Annotated in this window: 15 protein-coding genes; 10 read left to right on the top strand and 5 right to left on the bottom strand. The window is 61.9% G+C overall.

Going from position 1 to position 20,559, the window contains the following annotated elements; translation table 11 throughout:
- Positions 1 to 19 precede the first annotated feature (19 nt).
- Positions 20 to 1,789, bottom strand: coding sequence for a TCP-1/cpn60 chaperonin family protein (locus GCU68_RS04245; protein WP_152939281.1), 1,770 nt, complete (start codon positions 1,787 to 1,789; stop codon positions 20 to 22).
- A gap of 135 nt (positions 1,790 to 1,924) precedes the next feature.
- On the opposite strand from GCU68_RS04245, the gene GCU68_RS04240 reads away from it, so the two are divergent.
- Together GCU68_RS04240 and GCU68_RS04235 are read left to right on the top strand one after the other, a co-directional pair.
- Complete coding sequence (locus GCU68_RS04240; protein ID WP_227014925.1) at positions 1,925 to 2,773, top strand: ABC transporter permease; 849 nt, start codon at positions 1,925 to 1,927, stop codon at positions 2,771 to 2,773.
- A 182-nt stretch (positions 2,774 to 2,955) separates the two neighbouring features.
- Positions 2,956 to 3,717 (top strand): polysaccharide deacetylase family protein, encoded by a 762-nt coding sequence (locus tag GCU68_RS04235; RefSeq protein WP_152939279.1) that lies wholly within the window; start codon positions 2,956 to 2,958, stop codon positions 3,715 to 3,717.
- Between the two features lie 18 nt (positions 3,718 to 3,735).
- On the opposite strand, the gene GCU68_RS04230 is transcribed toward GCU68_RS04235, so the two are convergent.
- Positions 3,736 to 4,392, bottom strand: a complete 657-nt coding sequence (locus tag GCU68_RS04230) for an SHOCT domain-containing protein (protein WP_152939278.1) — start codon at positions 4,390 to 4,392, stop codon at positions 3,736 to 3,738.
- A 289-nt stretch (positions 4,393 to 4,681) separates the two neighbouring features.
- Here GCU68_RS04230 and GCU68_RS04225 point away from each other — a divergent pair, with 289 nt between their 5' ends.
- From GCU68_RS04225 to GCU68_RS04215, 3 genes are all read left to right on the top strand, one after another.
- Positions 4,682 to 5,248, top strand: a complete 567-nt coding sequence (locus GCU68_RS04225; protein ID WP_152939276.1) for a MaoC family dehydratase — start codon at positions 4,682 to 4,684, stop codon at positions 5,246 to 5,248.
- Positions 5,245 to 6,687 carry an acetyl-CoA hydrolase/transferase C-terminal domain-containing protein gene (locus GCU68_RS04220; RefSeq protein ID WP_152939274.1) on the top strand — a complete coding sequence of 481 codons (1,443 nt, stop codon included), beginning with the start codon at positions 5,245 to 5,247 and terminating at the stop codon, positions 6,685 to 6,687. The genes GCU68_RS04225 and GCU68_RS04220 overlap by 4 nt, the downstream gene beginning before the upstream one ends.
- Before the next feature lie 82 nt (positions 6,688 to 6,769).
- Positions 6,770 to 7,501: an aspartate/glutamate racemase family protein gene (locus GCU68_RS04215; protein WP_152939272.1), complete on the top strand. Its 732-nt coding sequence runs from the start codon at positions 6,770 to 6,772 to the stop codon at positions 7,499 to 7,501.
- A gap of 972 nt (positions 7,502 to 8,473) precedes the next feature.
- Here the strand turns inward: GCU68_RS04215 and GCU68_RS04210 are convergent.
- Complete coding sequence (locus tag GCU68_RS04210; RefSeq protein WP_152939270.1) at positions 8,474 to 9,679, bottom strand: acyl-CoA dehydrogenase family protein; 1,206 nt, start codon at positions 9,677 to 9,679, stop codon at positions 8,474 to 8,476.
- 127 nt (positions 9,680 to 9,806) lie between these two features.
- On the opposite strand from GCU68_RS04210, the gene GCU68_RS04205 reads away from it, so the two are divergent.
- Positions 9,807 to 11,906, top strand: coding sequence for a hydantoinase/oxoprolinase family protein (locus GCU68_RS04205; protein WP_152939268.1), 2,100 nt, complete (start codon positions 9,807 to 9,809; stop codon positions 11,904 to 11,906).
- Entirely contained in the window at positions 11,903 to 13,735 is a 1,833-nt protein-coding gene (locus tag GCU68_RS04200; protein WP_152939266.1) for a hydantoinase B/oxoprolinase family protein, read from the top strand. The genes GCU68_RS04205 and GCU68_RS04200 overlap by 4 nt, the downstream gene beginning before the upstream one ends.
- A gap of 53 nt (positions 13,736 to 13,788) precedes the next feature.
- Here the strand turns inward: GCU68_RS04200 and GCU68_RS04195 are convergent, their stop codons facing one another.
- Positions 13,789 to 15,222, bottom strand: coding sequence for an amidase (locus tag GCU68_RS04195; protein ID WP_152939264.1), 1,434 nt, complete (start codon positions 15,220 to 15,222; stop codon positions 13,789 to 13,791).
- Positions 15,223 to 15,408: 186 nt separating this feature from the next.
- Here GCU68_RS04195 and GCU68_RS04190 point away from each other — a divergent pair, with 186 nt between their 5' ends.
- From GCU68_RS04190 to GCU68_RS04180, 3 genes are all read left to right on the top strand, one after another.
- Positions 15,409 to 17,433 carry a hydantoinase/oxoprolinase family protein gene (locus GCU68_RS04190; RefSeq protein ID WP_152939263.1) on the top strand — a complete coding sequence of 675 codons (2,025 nt, stop codon included), beginning with the start codon at positions 15,409 to 15,411 and terminating at the stop codon, positions 17,431 to 17,433.
- Between the two features lie 2 nt (positions 17,434 to 17,435).
- Positions 17,436 to 19,409: a hydantoinase B/oxoprolinase family protein gene (locus GCU68_RS04185; RefSeq protein ID WP_152939261.1), complete on the top strand. Its 1,974-nt coding sequence runs from the start codon at positions 17,436 to 17,438 to the stop codon at positions 19,407 to 19,409.
- Positions 19,410 to 19,553: 144 nt separating this feature from the next.
- Positions 19,554 to 20,009: a GNAT family N-acetyltransferase gene (locus GCU68_RS04180; protein ID WP_152939258.1), complete on the top strand. Its 456-nt coding sequence runs from the start codon at positions 19,554 to 19,556 to the stop codon at positions 20,007 to 20,009.
- A gap of 18 nt (positions 20,010 to 20,027) precedes the next feature.
- Here GCU68_RS04180 and GCU68_RS04175 read toward each other — a convergent pair whose 3' ends face one another.
- Positions 20,028 to 20,543 carry an Lrp/AsnC family transcriptional regulator gene (locus GCU68_RS04175; protein ID WP_152939256.1) on the bottom strand — a complete coding sequence of 172 codons (516 nt, stop codon included), beginning with the start codon at positions 20,541 to 20,543 and terminating at the stop codon, positions 20,028 to 20,030.
- Positions 20,544 to 20,559 lie beyond the last annotated feature (16 nt).

Genomic DNA, 20,559 nt, shown 5'->3' with positions numbered 1-20,559 from the left:
GGAGCCGACGCGCTCGCCGCTACTGGTGCCAGATCGTCTCGTCCTGTTCGTCGAGATACTCCTGATGGAGTTCCGCGTGCTCGTCGTAGATCGCATCACCCGGTTCCGTCGGCTCGTCGGTAAACGTCGCATCGATCGCGTCGTCAACGCGAAGGATGAGCACGGCGACGTCGACGGCGTGTCGGTAACACCGTAGCCGGATCCCCGTCGGGTCGAGCAGCCCTGCCTTGAGGACGTCGCCGACGCGTTTCTCTGGCAAGACGAGTCCCGGACTGGTCCCGTTCGTCGCGTTCGTCGTCGCCTCCCGAAGGTTCGTCAGCGTCGTGAGCGTGTCCATCCCCGCGTTCCGAGCGAGCGTCGACACGAACTGCTCCGTCGCATCGGCGAAGGCCTCGAGGACGAGCTGTTTCCGGCCGTCGACGTCGAGAGCGTCGCGACGGAGCGACTGCGCGACCGCGAGTTCCGTTGCGCCGCCACCGGGGAGGACGCCCGCCGGCCCGGTCGTCTGGCCGGTCGCCGTCGCAACCGCCGCGACGGCTTTTCTGATCTCCGTCGCGGCTTGTTCGCCGAGTTGACCGTGAGCGCCGTGGAGGAGGAACGTCACCGACTCCGGATCCGAACAGTCGTCGAAGACGACCATGCGCCGGCGCTTTCGACGGCCCTGTCGCTGGTCGATAACCTGCTGTTCGACGAGGCCCGCGGAGCCGAGATCGGCTGGCGTTACATCGGTCGGGTCGACGACTGGCGTCGCACCCGTTGCCTGCGCCAGCTGTGTGAGTTTGAGCCGGTTGACACCGCGGATACCCACGATGCCGTGTTCGACGAGCAAGTCCTGATACGCATCGTTGATTCCGGTTCTGGTCACGACGACGTCGACACCGGCGTCGACGAGACCGGCGACGACCTGTTCGCGGCGGCGGACGAACACCTCGTCGAACTCGGCGATCTCGTCCGGCGAATCGACGACGATCCGCTCACCATCTTGCTGGAAGTCGGGATCCTGCAACCCGCCCGTTTTGCCGTCGTTTGCCTTCCCGCGTTTGAACCCGCTGAGTACCAGCACGTTCGCGTCCTCGATTCGACGGGGCATCCGGTCGTCGCAGATCTCGTTTCGATCGAGGACCGTTCCGGAGACGAGCCGTGAGTCGGCGATCGATCCCGATCGAATCTGGCGGATCGCAAGCGTCTCCTCGTCCGGCATCCCCACCTGCCTCGCCGCTTCGACAGCACCCGCCGCCCACACGTCCCGTGCGTTTCCGATGTCGTTACCTGTCATCGCCGAGCGTGCGACCATCTCGGCGGCAGCAGTCGGATCGTCGAACTCCTCGAGCGGCCTCGAAAGCGACTGGAGCGTTCGTTCGACCCGCTCGAGGCCCAGGCTGTACCCCTCCTCGATGGTCGTCGGATGCAATCCCTGCTCGAGCAGGCGCTCACCCTCCGCTAACAGCGCACCCAGTAACACCACGGTCGTTCCGACACCATCGGGCACGAGTTCGCCGACGACGTCTGTCGTTCCCGGTCGCTCCGGCGCGACGAGCCGCCGAATAATCGGGCCCATCGGGTGTTCGATCGGGAGCTCCTCGAGAATCGTCGCGCCGTCGCTGCTGATCGTATCAGTCAGGGTTTCGGGTTCGCCCGGTTCCCGGTCTCCGGGCGGACGGCCCGTGATCAGTGTGTCGTGAGAGAGCGGCCCGACCGAACTCTCGAGGACACCAGTGACCGCTCGAGCGGCGACGATGTTTGCGTGTGGAAACTGGATTTCCCCACCTGTTTCGGCTCCGTCTTCCATGTGTAACACTGTCATTCCGACGGCCAGCGGATAAAAACCTATCCACGAATGGCCGGATCTGTCCGATTCCTATGGCTCGTTGACAGAAATCCTGCGCAGTATCTTTATATGATATGCCACCAGTACTCAGGGTAGATGGCAACAAAGCACTCTTCGGTCGATGCCGAGTTGAAACAACCTGCACTGACGCGGCTCGTACAGTGGTTCAATATGAAACGGCTGCTGGCAACGTATTTCATCCTGATCTCGCTGTACATCTACGCGCCGATGATCGCGCTGATCGGGTTCTCGTTCAACGCGGGCGGAATCTCACCGCCGTATCAAGGATTTACGTTGGCGTGGTACAGTGAATTACTCGCGAATCAGGGGATCATCTCTTCGGTCATGCGATCGGTCCAACTCGCGCTCGTTGTCACGGTGATCACGACGGTACTCGGCACTGCCGCAGCACTCGCGTACCGCTTTGATTTCCGTGGCCGGAAGCTGTTCCTGTACCTGATCGTGCTCGGGATCATCACGCCGGGGATCGCCTTCAGCGTCGGTTCGACGCTGTTTCTGAACGAGGTTCTCGGCCTCTCCCGGTCGATGTGGCTCGCGCTGCCGGCACACGTCGTCTGGACGGTCCCGTTTGCCGTCATCGTCTTGCTCGCCGGCTTCCCGCCGAACTTGGCACAGAACGAAGAGGCCGCTCGAGTGATGGGCGCGAGTCGCCTAACGACGTTCCGTGAAATCGTGTTGCCACAGATCGCACCGACTGTCCTCGGTGCGGCCGTCTTCGCGTTTACGCTCTCGTACAACGAGGCCGAACGTGGTTTGCTCCTCGTCGGCCGCGACCGAACCATGCCGATGGAAGTGTTCAGTATCGCCTCCGCCGAGCGTGCAACCCCCGAACTGTTCGCCCTCGGGAGCGTGACCACAGTGTTTTCCACCCTGTTGCTCCTCGTCGCCGGTGGACTCGTCGTCTACGGTTCTAGACAGTCCTGACGCCGCCTTGGAATTCGGTGATTCGTTTCCGCGGCCGGATCATGCGTGGTACTATCAACCAAACATAAGAAAAGGCTTTTAAGATACCTCTCGAACTCGAATTCGCAATGACGTCCAAAGTATGCCTTACGTACGACTTTGACGCGGTATCGACGTGGCTATGGTCATATGACTCATGGGATATGCCAACACGACATTCTCGAGGCGTCTATGGCGCCAACGTCGGTGCGCCGCGCCTGCTCGACCTCCACGACAAACACGACATTCCTGCGACGTGGTTTATCCCCGGTCACACGATCGACAGCTTCCCGGAGATCAGTGCTGAGGTGTGGGACCGTGGCTACGATATCCAGCATCACGGCTGGAGTCACACCGGACCCGCAACGTACGAAACCAAAGAAGATGAGATGGCAGACGTCGAACGAGCGATCGACTCGATCGTCGATCTCACCGGTCGCAAACCAACCGGCTACCGCTCGCCAGCGTGGGACTACTCGGCGAACACGCTCGACATCTTAGACGAAGTCGGCATCGAATGGGACTCGAGCAAGATGGCATCCGACTTCGAGCCCCACTGGCTGTACGGCAACTGGAGCGCGCCCGAGGATGGCCCGTACGACCGCGGCGAACCAACCGATCTCGTCGAACTCCCCGTTTCGTGGCAGCGCGACGACTGGCCCGCCCTGACGTTCACCTGGGCGCGCCCACACCGCATGGGGTACGTGAGCGAGGATTCGCTGTTCCAGCGCTACTACGACCAGTTCGATTGGATGCACGAGAACGTCGACGACGGCGTGTTCATCTTGACGCTGCACCCGCAGGTCATCGGACAGGCCCACCGCATCTCGCGACTCGAGGAACTGATCGAACACATGAAAAGCCACGACGACGTCGAGTTCGAAGAGATGGACACCGTCGCCACCGAGTTCCGCGAGAACAACTGATCGACCGGCCACATCCGATTAGATCCGATCCAGCAACTCCCGTTTTTTGGCCTCGAACTCTCTCTCCGTGAGATGTCCCTGTTCGAACAGGGTTGCGAGTCGCTCGAGACGCTCGAGTGGATCGTCATCCGACTGTTCGGCAGCCGACGTGGCGTCTGTCGACTGTTCGGCAGTCAGCTGGATGTCGAGCCGCTTGCGAAGCTGTGCGTACGCAGCGCTGGCGACGTCGGTGGGGCTTCGTCCAACGTCGATATAGTACCGGGTGGCCCCCCGAATCACCAGCCGCTGATTGCCGTTTGCCGTCTCGAGTGACACAGCTGTGATGTCGTCATCGGCGATCGATCGGTACTCGTGATCGTCGGGTGACTGTCGCTGTACCACGACTAGCAGCCGCCGAGTTGTCACGACCGTCAGCAGGTCACGACCGTGACTTGCCATCTTGCGGGTGCGGCTCTCTTCACGACGCTCGCGGTCCGGATCGTCCGTCTCGTAATCCATGAGCCGCCCGCGAAGGACGTGTTGAATCTGTTCGTCGACATCTAGCCGCTCGAGGAGGGCACGCCGATCCGCTTCGTCGAGGTCGATGCATTCGATTGCGTCGGCAGCCTGCTCGGCGAGCACGTCGTCGCCGGCTTCAGGGGCGTCCCGGCCGTCGGTCCGGTCGTCGGTTGGCATACATACAGCAGAGGACTAGGAGACGTATATACGTTCTCGCGTGGCGACCCACAGACCGCTGATCACGGGCCGTGGCCGGTATTCGACGAACGCGTGTTCCAGATATCAGCAGTAACAGCTATACCGATTCGACGAGAACGAGTATCACTCCCACGACACGGAGTAACGCAATCGACGAGACTGTCGGACAGCCAGCGACAGCGCAGAGACGACCGGCAGAGAGCCGGCGGTTTCGCCCACGTTCGAGTTACCGGCTGCTCGAGAGCACGTCGAAAATCCAGAGAAAGCTATGACAACAGACGAACCAACGGACGGCGAGAAGCACATTGTCGAGGGGTGGCACGGCCGCTACTACGAGGATTTCGAAGTCGGCGACGTCTACAAACACCCGTTCGGACGCACCGTCACCGAGACGGATAACGTCTGGATGACGAATGTCACGATGAACCTCAATCCGATGCACTTCAACGAGGCCTACGCGGCCGAAACGGAGTTCGGCGAACGGCTCGTCGACGGGACGTTCGTCATTGCACTCGCAGTCGGAATGAGCGTCATCGACATCTCGGTCAACGCCACGGCCAATCTCGGCTACGACGACATTCGCCACCACAATCCCGTCTATCACGGCGATACGATCTTCGCCGAAAGCGAGGTCTTGCATAAACGCGAACTCGAGTCCCGCGACCACGTCGGGATCGTCACGACCGAACTCCGAGCGTACAACCAGGACAACGACCTCGTCCTTTCGCTCGAGCGCACCCCGATGGTCCTCAAACGCAGTCACGCCGACCCCTCGGCCGCACAGCCACCGGGCTGGCCCGAAGGCATCGGCACGCAGCCGGAGCCCGATCGATGAACAACCGACTCGAGGGCGCGATCGAACCGGTCGACGCCGAGACGGCCGCCGCCCACGTCGACAGCGATGCGGTCGTTGCCGTCAGCGGGTTCGGCGCGGTCGGCTACCCGAAGGCGCTGCCGTTGGCACTCGCCGAAGCCGATCGGGACCTCGAACTGACAGTCGTCAGCGGCGGCAGCGTCGGCAAGGAGATCGATACGGCGCTCGTCGAGACAGGGGCAGTCGCCCGTCGCTACCCCTATCAGTCGCGCCCTGCGGCGCGGGAGGCGGTCAACGACGGGACGATCGCCTATCAGGATCGGTTCATTTCGGCGGTTGGTGACGAAGTCTCGCTGGGACATATCCCGACGCCCGACGTCGCGATCGTCGAAGCGGTGGCCGTCGGCGAGGACTGGTTCGTCCCATCGCTGTCGATCGGCCACACGGCGGCCTACGTGCGGGCCGCACCGAAACTGATCATCGAAGTCAACGGCTCGATCCCACGTGAGATCGGCCAGTTCCACGACGTCTACGAACGCGAACTGCCACCGAACCGAAAGCCCATTCCCCTCGAGCATCCAGCCGATCGGATCGGCGAGTCGAAGATTCGGTTCGATCCGGATACTCTCCTTGCCGTCGTCGAGACCGAAACGCCCGACGATCCCTACAGCTTCCGCGAACCATCGGCGACCGACCGAGAGATCGCAACCAATCTCGCGACGTTTCTCGAGGCCGAACTCGAGCGCTGTTCGATCTTCGACGACCGGATCGCGCTGCAGTTCGGCGTTGGCAGCCTCGGCAACGCGCTCATGGGCGCACTGTCGGACATTGACTTCGGCGATCGAGACGTCTACTACTACGGCGAGGTGTTTCAAGATGGTCTCCTCGAGATGATCGAGAACGGGACGCTCACCGGTGCCAGCGCGACGTCGTTTGCGCTCTCCGTGGAGGGGCAACGGCGACTGTTCGACGACATCGATCGATACAGCGAGTCAGTCATCCTCCGGACGGCATCGCTCTCGAACAGCCCGGCGCTGATCGACCGCTTCGGCGTCGTCGGGATCAACAGCGCCGTCGAAGTCGACCTCTACGGGCACGTCAACTCGACGCACGTCGGCGGCTCGCGCGTCCTGAACGGGGTCGGTGGCAGCGGCGATTTCAACCGCAATTCTCCGCTCACGATTACGACGTTGCCCTCGAGACACGGCACGGAGACATCCTGTCTCGTCCCGATGTGTCCGCACGTCGATCACACGGAACACGACATCTCGGTCGTGATCACCGAGCAGGGCGTCGCCGACCTTCGAGGGAGTTGTCCGCGCGAGCGTAGCCAGCTGCTCATCGAGAGGTGCGCCCACCCGCAGTTCGTCGACGACCTCGAGGCGTACGTCGAACGCAGCGAGAGCGCCGGTGGACACGCTCCCCACGACCTCGAGTCGGCATTCGCCTGGCGCTCCTGACTGCTCGCCGTCACGTTCGCCCGACTCGACCGGAGAAACAGCTTTGCTCGCTCCCGAGAACCTCTTGTCGTGGCGTACGCCCATGAAAATCAAAGCTATCAATCCGAACACCACCCTCGAGATGACCGAGAACATCGGGACGGTTGCGAACAAATATACGAGCGACGAAACCGAGGTCGTCGCCGTCTCGCCCGAGCGTGGACCGATCAGTATCGAATCGTACTACGACGACTACCTCGCCGTGCCCGGTCTTCTCGACGAAATCCTCAAAGACGAGGACGACGAGTACGACGCATTCGTTAATTCGTGCTGGGGCGACCCAGGGCTTGACGCGTGTCGGGAGGTCACCGACAAACCGGTTGTCGGCATCGCCGAGGGCTCGATGTACGTCGCGAACATGCTGGGCGCGAACTTCTCGGTGGCGACGATCCTCCCTCGAGCGCGCGATTTCATCGAGGAAGCCGTCCGAAAGACGGGACTCGAGGATCACTGCGCATCGGTTCGCTGTACCGAGTTGACCGTCGTCGAGACCGAAAACACTCGCGATGCGGCAGCCGACGCGCTCCTCGAGGCGAGCTGGCAGGCGATCGAGGAAGACGGTGCCGAAGTGATCTGTCTCGGCTGTGCCGGCATGGGCGGTCTCGACGAACCGCTCGAGGCGGCGTTGCCGGTCCCCGTCATCGACAGCGTCGGCGCGGGTGCGGTCCTCGCAGAAGCGCTCGTCAAACTGGGCAAGCAAACGAGTTCGATTCGGACGTACAAGCCGCCGGAATCGAAGGAGATCGTCGGCTACCCCGACCGCTACCAGCTGTAGTCGCAGCCCCGAGCGGAGACCTGTTCTCGTTTTTTCACCCATGAGCGACCGCGTTCCGAACGGAACGAATAGACAGTCAAGGAGTGTGGATTGGTAACGTGTGTCCGGTATCGCCGGATTATATATCTTACACCCACAGACCGCCCGTTTCGAGCGGTTCAGCGTGACGGATACAGGATCGATCACAGAACAATTACAATCATACGCCTGTAACTGATCTTGCATCGAACGGAACACTTGCTACTCGAGAGTATGCGATTCGTGATCACAATGCGTGGATTACAAAAGTACAAATGTAATTAATGAATACGGATGCGTTCTACGCTCGAACTTTCGATCTGATTGCGATGAATCGCTCGAGCGTCACACCGGCTCGCAGTCGTGCAGTTTCGACGATACCAACATACCCGATTTCGTCCGGTAATACCGCACTTTATTATCGACGAGCGCGGCCAAATGTTCTCGTTCTCGAGATCGTCCGGATTCTGGAGCTGATTTTCATCTTTGTACACTTATACGTGGATATAGGTGGATTCCTCACCCAAACTGATCAATAGATGTATGTATACATTATCTATTCGATTTCAAATTAAAAACGAAATTTTTTCACCTGCAACATCGTGTGTTTGTACAGTGTCAACAATAACCAACTTGCGTGCTACTACTCCGAATACACGTCCACCTCGATCGAGAACCTGTCAGTAAAATCACCGCTGTTTCGGTGATACCGAATTTTAAATAGGTCTTGCTCGAGTTCGCCGGCAGACGAGTGGACACAGGATACGAGCGGACGATCGCAACGAGAAACGGGAGTCAACAGTTCGGATGGTCGAACGCTGAGACTGATACTGCCGGACGAAACGATTCACGCACCGATCGCACGCGAACGGTCGTCACCGGAATCGACAAGCCGTGAGACGCGATCGGACGTTCACTGACTGTTGTCGGGCAGTATGACGACCGACTTGCTGGTCAGTACGACCGCGGCAGTCCCAGCACGTTCTCCCCGATGTAGTTGAGGACGAGTTCCTGTGTGATCGGGACGAGTCGTGTGAGTCGCGCTTCTCTGAAGTATCGCTCGACATCGTACTCACGTGCGACACCGAATCCGCCATGGGCCTGAACAGCGGCGTCGGCAGCCGTAAAGGCAGCTTCAGCGGACAGATACTTCGCCATGTTCGCCTGTGCACCGACGGCCGCGCCCGACTCCCCCTCGACGACAGTCGCGGCGTTGTACGTCAGTTGCTTTGCGGCCTGAATCTCGGCGTAGGCTTTCGCCAGCGGGTGTTGAATCGCCTGATTCTGACCGATCGGCCGGTTGAACACTTCGCGCTCGTTGGCGTAGTCGACCCCTTTCTGAACCGCCAGTTCACCGAGGCCGAGACACTCGGCGGCGATTACCAGTCGTTCCTCGTTGAGCCCATCCAGCAGGTGATAAAAGCCGTTTCCACGCTCGCCGATGAGATTGTCGGCGGGGACCCGAAGATCGTCTAACCAAAGTTCGTAGGCGTGAACGGCACTGCTCGCCGTCTTCGGGATCGATTTCATCTCGAGTGTCCCGGCATCGAGTGCGTCGTGGACGTTGACGAGGAACATCGAAATCCCTCGCGTTCGTTTCTCAACCTCTGATTTCGGCGTCGTTCGAGCAACGACGAGCAGATAATCGCTCGCATCGACTCGAGACGTCCAGATTTTCTGCCCGTTGATGACGTACTCGCCGTCGCGTTGTTCAGCGACGGTTTCGATCGACGTCGAGTCTGAACCCGCGTTCGGTTCGGTCAGCCCGAGCGACTGGATCGCCACGTCGCCGGCGGCAACATCCGGGAGAAGTCGCTCTTTCAGTTCGTCGCTGCCGTGGCGAACGATCGGCACGGAGTTGTAGATGCCGCCATGGATCGCCTGTGCTGCCGCAAACCCACCGCCGCTGGCTGCAATCTCCTCCATCATCACGACGACCTCGGCGGTTCCCATGCCTGCGCCGCCGTACTCTTCGGGAACGAGTACCCCCAGCCATCCGTGCTCGCCGAGCGTCGTAACGAACTCGTCGGGGTATTCGCTGGCGCGGTCTTTTTCTCGCCAGTACTCGTCGTCGAACTCACTACAGATGTCTCGGATGTTCTCTCTGACGAGTTGTTGCTGTTCTGATAGCTCTATGGTATCCGTCGCTACTGTGGCCATCACTGTCCTTTCTGGGGTAGGTGAGATAAAGTTACGCATTGTCAATTATGTATCATCCACCAGTGATGAATCACTCACGCAACAGGGGAAAGGGTTAACTCCTCTACCAGAGAGATACTGGTTGTGTATGGCTAGCAAGAGTACGGATAGCAGTAGTGAGACCCGTGTCGGCGTCGACGTCGGTGGCACGAACACGGACGTCATTCTCGTCACCGAGGACGACGAGTTCACGTTCAAAACACCCTCGACGGCGGACCCGTCGCAGTCGACGCTCACCGGGATCGTCGAAGTCTGTCAACTCGCCGGGATCGAACCCGCCGACGTCGATCAGATCCTCCACGGGACGACGGTCGCGACGAATGCGCTTATCGAACACGAGGGCGCGAAAACGGGCTTGCTTACGACGGACGGGTTCCGTGACGTGTTGCATATCGGCCGTCACCGAAAACCTCACAGTTTCTCTCTCCAGCAGACAGTTTCGTGGCAAGAACAGCCGGTCGTCAAGCGACGACATCGAAAAGAAATCTCGGAGCGGATTTTCCCACCTGGCGACGTTATCACTCCGTTGGATGAAGACGCAGTACTGGAGCAAACTGGCGATCTCGTCGCTGATGGCGTTGAATCGATCGCTGTCTGTTATCTCCACTCCTATCTCAATCGCGAGCACGAAGACCGAACGAAAGAACTCATTCACGAGAAGTTCCCCGACGTCAGCGTCTCGACCTCGAGCGAGGTCGTCGCCCAGTTCCGGGAGTTCGAGCGGTTCACGACGACGGCGATCAACGCCCGCCTCGAGCCCGTAATGTCGACGTATCTGACGAGACTCAGCGACGGACTCACCGACGAGGGCTTCGACGCCGAAGTGCTCATCATGCAGTCCAACGGCGGCATGGCAAGCGTCCAGAACGTCGCCGAACAACCGGTCACGACGCTCGTCTCCGGGCCAGCCGCGGGCGTGCTCTCGGCGGCGTTCGAAGGGGAGAACGTCGACGAGCCGAACCTCGTCATGCTGGATATGGGTGGTACCAGTGCGGACATCTCCGTGATACCCGGGCGCGTCCTCGAGCGCGACCCGCGAGACAGTACTGTCGGCGGCTATCCGACGATCACGCCTATGCTCGACATCGAAACGATCGGTGCGGGTGGCGGCTCGATCGCCTGGTTCGACGACGCGATGGGCTTCAACGTCGGCCCGAAAAGCGCTGGCGCGAATCCGGGGCCGGCCTGTTATGCTCGCGGCAACGACCAGCCGACGACGACCGACGCACAGGTCGTCCTCGGTCGGATCGATCCCGACAGCTTCCTCGGCGGTGACCTCGACCTCGAGCCCGAACGCTCCCGAGAGGCGTTACAGACGCAGTTGTGTGATCGCACCGATCAGGCGCAGTTCGAGACGCCGGAACAGGCCGCACTCGCCACGCTCGAAGTCGCGAACACGAACATGTACCGGGCGATTCGCGAACAGACCGTCCAGCGGGGCTACGATCCACGCGAGTATACGATGGTCGCCTTCGGCGGGGCCGGGCCGATGCACGGCGCGAGCATCGCCGAGAAACTGGAGGTCTCGACGGTGCTGGTGCCGCCGTCGCCGGGGATCGCCTCGGCTCGCGGGCTTCTGACGGGGAACGTGAAATACGACTACCAGCAGACGATCAGCAGCCCACTCGAGGAAGTCGACGGTGAATTTATCGAAGACACATTCGAGCGACTCGAGGCGCGGGGTCGTGAGCAACTCGAGCGCGACGAGATCGATCCCTCGCGGTGGACGTTCAGATCGTCGGTCGACTGCCTGTACGACGGGCAGGGCTACGAGTTGAACATCGACTTCGACGGAACCGACGGCGACTGGCACGCCAGACTCCGCGAACGCTTCGAGGAGCGACACGAAGCCGAGTACGGCCACTACTTCGAGGCGGACCCGGTCGAACTGCTCAACGTCCGCGTGACTGCGATCGGCGACGTGGAATCGTACGCCCCACCCGAGATCGCAGCCGACGGTGCGCTCGAGGCAGCCAAGACGACGGAGTCGACGGTCGTCTTCGGCACCCCGGACGCCCCCGAGGAGCAGACTGTCCCGCGATACGAGCGCGCGAAGCTGGCGGCCGGCACCGAGATCGACGGGCCGGCGATCATCGACGAGTTCGACAGCACGGTCGTCGTCAACCCTGACTGGACGGCGACGGTCGAAGCGAACGGATCGATCATACTGACGACGGAGGAACGATGACGACACATCCAGACAAAACGGACCAGACGGCACCGGACGACGAACACGACGACACGACGGCGGCGGACGTCCTCCGCGAACGGGATATCGATCCGGTGACGATGCAGGTCATCGGCGGCGAACTCGATACGATCGCCCAAGAGATGGGGTACAAACTCATTCGCTCGTCGTACTCCTCGATTATTCGCGAGAGCGAGGACATGGGGGCGGGGATCTTCACCACGGACTGTCGCGAACTGTGCGAAAGCGACTCGACGCCGATGCACGTCGGCTCGCTGATCGGCTACCTCGACGGCATGTACAAGACGTTCGAGGAGCGCGGCGTCGACCGCGAGGAGATCATCAACGAGGGCGACGTCTTCATCCACAACCACCCTCACTACGGCGCAAGCCACTCGCCTGACATCGCCGTCGCCGTGCCCATTTTCTACGAGGGCGAACACATCGCCTGGGCGGCGAACACGGCCCACCACCTCGACATCGGCTCGGCGACGCCCGGCCTCGCCATCGACCTCGAGGACATGTACGCGGAAGGGAGCCTGTTCCGAGCGACGAAAGTCTACGATCAGGGCGAGCGAGTCGACGGCATCTGGGACTTCATCGAGGACAACGTCCGGACGCCGCGGGAGGTCATCGGTGACCTGCAGGCCCAGATTTCCTCGTGTCACGTCGGCGAGGAACGGTATCTCGACCTCGTCGAAAAGTACGGACTCGAGGAGATCCAGCAGGCTGGCGAGGCGCTGATGGATTACGCCGAAGCGCTCCTGCGAAACGAGATCCGGACGATCCCCGACGGGACGTACTACGCCGAGGATTATCTCGACGACGACGGGCGCAACCGCGATCAGCGCCTGAAGATCGCCGCGGAGGTGACCGTCGACGGCAGCGACATCACCGTCGACATGAGCAAGTCGGCCGACCAGACGCCGACCGGCTACAACATTCCGTTCCACGGCTCGACCGACGTCTGTATCTACTTCACGATCCGGTCGATCCTGATGGACACCTTCGTCCGCGACGAGTATCTGCCCCAGAACTCGGGGACGTTCGCCCCCGTTCATCCGAAGGCGCGACCGGGCTGTATGTTCAACCCGACGCCGCCGACGTCGGCGTTCGCCCGTATCAATCAGGTCGACAAGATGAGCGACCTCATCATCGAGGCGCTCGCCGAAGCCATCCCCGAGAAGGTCTGTGCGGGCACCTGCGGACAGGTGTACTTCGTGAGCTACGGCGGGACGAACGACGACGGCGAGTACTGGGTCTACCTCGAGGTCAACGAGGGTTCCTACGGTGGCCGGCCCGAAGCCGACGGCCTCGACGCGGTCGACGCGCTCGTCCACAACACGAAGAATCGGCCCGTCGAGGACATCGAACTCTCCCACCCGATGCGGGTCGAACGCTACGGGCTCCGGGAGGACGGCCACGGTGCCGGCCGGACTCGAGGCGGCCACGGGATCGTCCGCGAGTCACAGTTCCTCACGGACGCCGTAATGACGATGGAAGGCGACGGGAACACGTACCGCCCGCACGGCCTCTTCGGCGGCGGCGAGGGGACTCACGGCGACCTGAAACACATTAAAGCCGACGGCGAGGTGCTGGATCTCCACTCGAAGGAGTCCGGCTACAAGTTCGAAGCCAACGACCGTGTACTCATCAAAACGGCGAGCGGCGGCGGCTACGGCGATCCACACGAGCGACCGGCCGACACCGTCTACGAGGACTACCTCGACGGGCTGGTTTCGGAGACCGCCGCCCGCGAGGAGTACGGCGTCGTCATCGAGGACGGAACGCTCGATACGGCGGCGACGGAGGAACTTCGGAACGAGTAGTCGCCAATTATTTTTTACGATCGGGGTAGGGAGCGCTCGAGCGACGAACCAGCTCAGTCGGCCACGCGCTCGAGTGCGCGTGCCACACGAAGCGCCCGGCCGTCCTCGAACTGCGGGGCGACCGCCTGTGCACTCACCGGCAGCCCATCGAGCGACGTTACGGGCACGGTGACGGCCGGCGTGCCGGCGATGTTGAACGGGGCCGTGTTGCCGAGGATCGGGATGAGATCCGCACGCGTCGTGACCGTCTCGACGGCCGGTGGCCGAACGCGAAGCGTCGGCATGACGAGCGCGTCGACGGATTCGAACGCTGCCTCGAGTCGGGTGGTGAACTCGATACCTTCGGCTCGAGCGGCGGCGTAGGTCGCTCCACCGCTGGTCATGTCGAGGAACGCGGGCGGCAGAATCCGTCTCGCGACGTGCTCGCCGAGGCCGTCTTCGCGGGCAGCCGCGAACGCCTGCCGCAGTTCTTCGTCGTAGCCCGTTCCTTGCCCTCTGGTGACGCCGTTGCCGGAGATGAGCCATGAGAACTCCGCTGCGCCGATGTTCAGGTAGGCCGCTTCGGTGTCGCCGAGATCCAGTTCGACGGGGACGGTCTCGATGCCGAGCGTCGAGAGCCGGTCGGTAATCGTCCGAACGGCATTGGCGATCTCGTCCGAAGACCGCTCGAACGGCGTCTCCGGGATGCCGACGGTCAACCCGTCGGCGTCGTCGAGGTCCTCAAGCGTCTCGAACTCGAGTGGCCGATCGGCCGACGTTGGATCGTGGGGGTCCGGACCGGCCATGGCCGCGAGCGCGCTCGCCGCCGTCGAGACGTCTCGAGTCATCGGGCCAATCGTATCGAGCGAGGGCGCGAAGTCGACGAAGCCGTTCCGTGGGACGAGTCGATGTGAGGACTTGACACCGACGATACCACAGCAGGCCGCCGGAATGCGGACGCTGCCGCCCGTGTCGGTGCCGAGTGCGACGTCGACGCTACCGGCTGCGACGGCAGCAGCGCTGCCACTCGAGGAGCCGCCGGCGACGATATCGGGGTCGAGCGGGTTCGTGACATGGCCGAAGTCGCTGAACTCGCCGGTCGGCCCCATCGCGAACGGCTCCATGTTGGCCTTGCCGACGAGTTCGATACCCGCATCGAGGAGCCGATCGACCGACGGAGCAGTCTCCGAGGGAACGACGGAGTAGGCCGTCGAACCGCAGGTCATCTTGAGGTCGGCGACAGCGATGTTGTCTTTGACCGCGAGGGTCGTCCCCGCGAGCGGTCCCGAATCAGTGCGCACGCGCGGCTCGTCGAAGACGGCAAGCAAGGCGTTTTCGTTGTCGTTGGCACGGTGGCCGATGCCCTCCTCTGAGAGTGTCGCCGTCCCCGTCGCAGCTGTCTCGGCAGCGGTCGCCGTCTCGAGGATCTCCTCAAGCAGCGACTCGGAGAGGTCGAAGCCGAGGCGTTCGGCCTGAGTCTGCATCTCAGCGAGGTCGGAGTCGGTCATCGTTGGATGCCTCCGTCGGGCACTTGTTCTCGGCGCTGTCCGGACTGTCGGCGGTCGCTGACACGTCGGGTCATGCGCTCGAATGACACTCAATGTGCTTAGTCGTATCGACAGCCGTGGAGACAGCGATTCCGGCGAGTAAAACGTTATATACTCCTTCCGTGTTCTACAGCGTGAGATGGTACCATGACTCGAGCCGGTATCGATATCGGCGGGACGTTTACGGACCTGATCGTCTTCGACGAGAAAACGGGGAGTATCGAGATCACGAAAACACCGTCCACGCCAGACAACTCCGCGGAAGGGGTGATCAACGGACTGACGAAAGCGGAGACGGCGATCAGCGATCTGGACTTCTTCTCGCACGGGTCGACGGTCGGGACCAACGCCCTGATCGAGCGCGACCTGCCGCGAACGGGTCTGATCACGACGGAGGGCTTCCGAGACGTCCACGAGATCCGTGACGCCACGAAAGAGGACGTCTGGGACGCCTACACCGACGTCGCAGACCCCTACGTGAAACGGCGGGATCGACTCGAGGTAACGGAACGAATCGATTACACCGGAGATGTCGTGACGCCGCTCGACGAAGACGACGTTCGGAAGGTCGTGCAGGTGTTCAAAAAGCGAGGCATCGACACGATCGCGATCTCGCTGATCAACGCCTACGTCAACGGCGACCACGAACGGCGGGTTCAAGAGATCGTCGAGGACGAACACCCCGACGCGTTCGTCTGTTGCTCACACGAGATCCTCCCGGAGATGTTCGAACACGAGCGGACGAGCACGACGATCGTCAACGCGGCGCTGGTGCCGGTCGTCAAGGAATATCTGACCGATCTCGCCGACCAGCTCGAGTCCCGTGGCTACGAAAACGACGTGCTCGCGATGCACTCCGGTGGCGGGATGATGACCACCGAAGCGATCGCCTACTACGCGGCCCGGATCGCCAACTCCGGCCCGACGGCGGGAGCGATCGCCGGCCAGTACATCGCCGAGCAGTGCGGGTTCGACAACGCGATCGGCTTCGACATGGGTGGCACTAGCGTCGACGTCTCGCTCACTTACGGCGGCGACATCGAGATGACCGACGAGTGGGCCGTCGAGTACGGCTACCCGATCATGTTTCCCTCGACGGACATCAAGACGATCGGCGCAGGCGGCGGCTCGATCGCCTGGATCGACGAGGGTGGCTCGCTCCGTGTCGGGCCACGCAGCCAAGGGGCAGACCCCGGCCCCGCTTGCTACATGCGCGGCGGGGACAAGCCGACGATCACCGACGCGAACGTATTGCTCGGCTGGGTCGACCCCGACAAGTTCCTCGGGGGCGAGATGGACGCGACAGCTGGTCCGTCTCGAGACGTAATCGAACGCGACGTCGCCGACCCGCTCGATCTCGACGTCACCGAGGCGGCCTCCGCGATCGAGCAGATCGCCATCGCGAACATGTGCAACGCCGTCAGACTCGTCTCGACGAGCAAAGGGTACGATCCCCGTGACTTCGCCATCGTCGCCTTCGGCGGCGCCGGCCCGATGCACGCGGCTCACGTCGCCCGTGAGATGAACATTCCGAACGTTATCGTCCCACCGTACCCCGGCATTAACTCCGCGCTGGGCTGTCTGCTCGTCGACGTCGAACACGACCTCTCGAAGACGTTCGTCGCCAACGCGACCGAAGAGATCGCCGACGAGCTGGAAGCGACCCTCGCCGAGGTCGAATCGGAGATCCTCGAGCGACTGCGCGCCGAAGAGATCGAAGACGACCAGATCCGCCTCGAACACGAAGTGAAGATGCGCTATGCAGGCCAGTGGCGGTCGCTCGCCGTGCCGTGTTCGCTGCCGATCGAGAGCGTTGATGAGATCCGCGAGCGCTTCCACGAGGAACACGAGCGCGTCTACGCCTACTCGGACCGCGACGCGACCGTCGAAATCTACGGGATTCGCGTCACGGGACGCGGCCTCGTCGAGAAACCCTCGTTCCCCGAAATCGAGTCGGGCAGCGTCGACGACGCCCACCTCGGCACTCGAGAGGTGTACTTCGAGGATGCAGGCGGATTCGTCGAGACGGATCTCTACCAGCGCGAGCAACTGGGTGCCGGGGCAACGTTCAGCGGCCCCGCGATTGTCGAACAGATGGACTCCACCGTGGTCGTTCCCCCCGAGGCCAGCGTGGAAGTCGAGCAGACGGGGAACCTGATCATCGAAATCTAACCATGTCACAGACAGACGTACACACGGATATCGACCTCGATCCAGTCACGTTCGAAGTCCTGCGGAGTTCGTTTACGAACCTCGTCGACCGGATGGCCGAACAGATCCAGCGAACGTGTTACTCGTTCGTGATCTACAATCGCGACTTCAGTAACTGCCTGAACGACGCAGAAGGAAATACGGTGATGCAGGGCTCACAGGACATCGCCGTCCACGTCGGCACGCTCCACTACACCTGCAAGGAGACCCTCGAGTACTTCGAGGGGAACATCAACCCGGGCGACGTCTACATCGTCAACGACCCGTATCTTGGGGCGACGCACATCAACGACGTCCGGATCATGCGGCCGGTGTTCTACGACGACGAACTGATCGCTGTCACGCAGTCGAACGGTCACTGGGCCGACGTCGGTGGCCCGTCGCCGGGCTCGTTCAACATCGAGGCGAACAGCCACTTCGCGGAGGGGCTGCGCATTCCGCCGCTGAAAATCTGGGACCGCGGCGAGTTTCAGGACGACGTCGCCAACCTGTTAGTGACGAACATGCGCCTCTCGGAGGACCGCATGGGTGACCTGCGTGCCCAGACCGAAGCGACCAGAATCGCCGAGGAGCGCCTCCTCGAGCTCGTCGACAAGTACGGGATCGACACCGTCAAAACGGCGTTCGACGAGTCGAAAAACTACGTCGAACGGATCATGCGCGAACGGATTCGCGAGCTGCCAAACGGCACGTGGCGAACGCAAGATTACATCGACGGCGACCCGGCGAAAGAAGAGGGTTTCGTCACGATCGACGTCGAGATGACGATCGACGACGACGAGGTTCACTACGACCTCTCGGGGTCGGACGAATACATCGGCAACTTCCTGAACTCCACGTACGGCACGTCGTTTTCGGCGGTGATCGCCGGGACGAAGATGTTCTTCCCGGACGTCCCGCTCAACTCGGGAATGTACCGGGTCGTCGACGCGACGCTTCCCGAAGGAACGGTGGTTAACGCACCGGAGCCTGTCCCTGTCACGGGGTCGGTCGCCGGCGCGTACGAGAAGGTGATGAACGCCATCTTCGAGATGTGGTCGGAGGTGCTTCCAGAACGGGCGATGGCCTGTGCCTTCAACCTCGAGTATCTGCTCTCGGGTGGAACGGATCGCCGCCCCGACCGTGACGGCACGGAGTTCATGTGGTACGACTGGATGGCCGGCGGCTGGGGTGGTCGCGACGGCTTAGACGGCGCGAACGCGACCGCGCCGGTTTTCGGTGCCGGACTGGCCGTCCAGTCGCTCGAGGGCCAAGAGCGCGACACGCCGCTGTTGACGAGCCAACACTCGATCGTCACAGATTCGGCTGGCCCCGGGGAGTTCCGTGGCGGCTGTGGCGTCGAGAAGGGCGGACGCTTGCTCGAGTGTGAAAACAGCGTCATCTCCTACTGTTCCGACCGGGCGTACTCGGTCACGTGGGGGTTGGATGGCGGCCTGCCGGGTGTCCCTCACGGCGTCACCCTCACGCGTGCAGACGACGACCCCAAAGACCTCGGGACGGTGTTCTCGAACAAGCCGATCGAGACCGGCGACCGGTTCACCCGACCGTCCTCCGGCGGTGGCGGGTTCGGCGATCCGCTCGAGCGCGACCCCGACGCGGTTCGCGAGGACGTCATCGACGAGTACGTCTCGATCGAACGCGCCGAGCGTGATTACGGCGTGGTGATCGATGCGATCGATCCGGAGCTGTGTGAGTACGAGATCGATCACGAAGCGACGGCGGCGAAACGCGACCATATCCGCGAGCATCGCGAGGGCTGGCTCGAGGAAGACCCCGAATCGGTCGCCGAACGCTACCGCGAGGGCGACCTCGATCAGCTGGATCTCGTCCGGCGGTACGGCGTGATCCTCGAGTGGGAGTCCGGCGAGTTACTCGAGCGCACGACGGCCCAGTTCCGCGAGATGCTCGAGCGGCGAGCAGCGGCCGAGTGGCGCTGAGACGGCGCCACCGTCGTCCTGTTGATGGCTCGACGAAACGTTTTTTATGATAGGCTGTCTCAATCACGCTGCTATCGATCATCTGTCGTCGCCGATCGACCAGCGGCCAGTCAGCAGACGGCAGGGACTCGAGGCGAGATACAGATGCGCACCACAACCACCATCACGCAGCTATCGACCGATGCCGAACGACGCGCGGCGTTTCCGATCCTCAACGAACTGCGGACCCACTTGGACGAGGAGTCGTTCGCCGAGCAGTACGAACAGATGCACGAGGAGGGATATCGGCTGTTCGGTCTCTACGACGGTGACGAACTCGTCGCCGTCACTGGCGTCAAAACGGCGACCAACTTCTACCTCGGCAAACATGCCTACGTATACGATCTCGTGACGACCGAGTCCCGGCGCTCGGAGGGGTTCGGGGCGGAACTGCTCGAATTCGTCCACGACTGGGCGGTGGGTGAAGGCTGTGAGGCCGTCGAACTCGAGTCGGGGCTCTGGCGCGACGACGCACACCGGTTTTACACCGACAGACTCGGCTACGAGAAGTACTGTTACTCGTTTACGTACGACCTCACTAACGACGGCGACGGCGAGTAATCGAGCGCAGCGACGACCTCACTCCGTCCCGTCGACGACGTTCTCGATCATCTCCGTGGACATGTTCGCGACCGTCTTTGGGTTCGTCTGCAACTCTTTCATCACGAACGTCGAAGCGGTCTCGTTGACGCCATCGATCGTCACGATCTCGTCGATGAGGTCGTTCATCTGCTCGCGGTTTTGGACGCGAGAGTGAACGATGAAATCGACGTCGCCCATCGTATAGTAGACCTGAAACACGCCGTCGATCTCGGCGAGTGCGTGGCCAATTTCGTCGGCGTAGCCGCTCTCGTGGGCGACCGACACTTCCGTGATAACCACCATCTCGAGGCCGAGTGCAAGCGGATCGACGTCCGCCGAGATCGAGGTGATGACGTCTTCGTCTTTGAGTTTGGTCAGCCGGTAGTGAACCGCCGACTTCGAGAGCTCGAGTTCCGCAGCCAGATCCGCGAGGTTGACATCGGCATCGCGCTCGACGCGCTTGAGGATCGCGACGTCCGTTTCGTCGATGTCGGGTCGGTCGTTGTGGTCCATACCGGTTCGTTCGTCG

This window comes from Natronorubrum aibiense (genome assembly GCF_009392895.1).
Lineage (GTDB): Archaea > Halobacteriota > Halobacteria > Halobacteriales > Natrialbaceae > Natronorubrum > Natronorubrum aibiense.
This window is presented reverse-complemented; position numbering and strand designations above follow the sequence as displayed.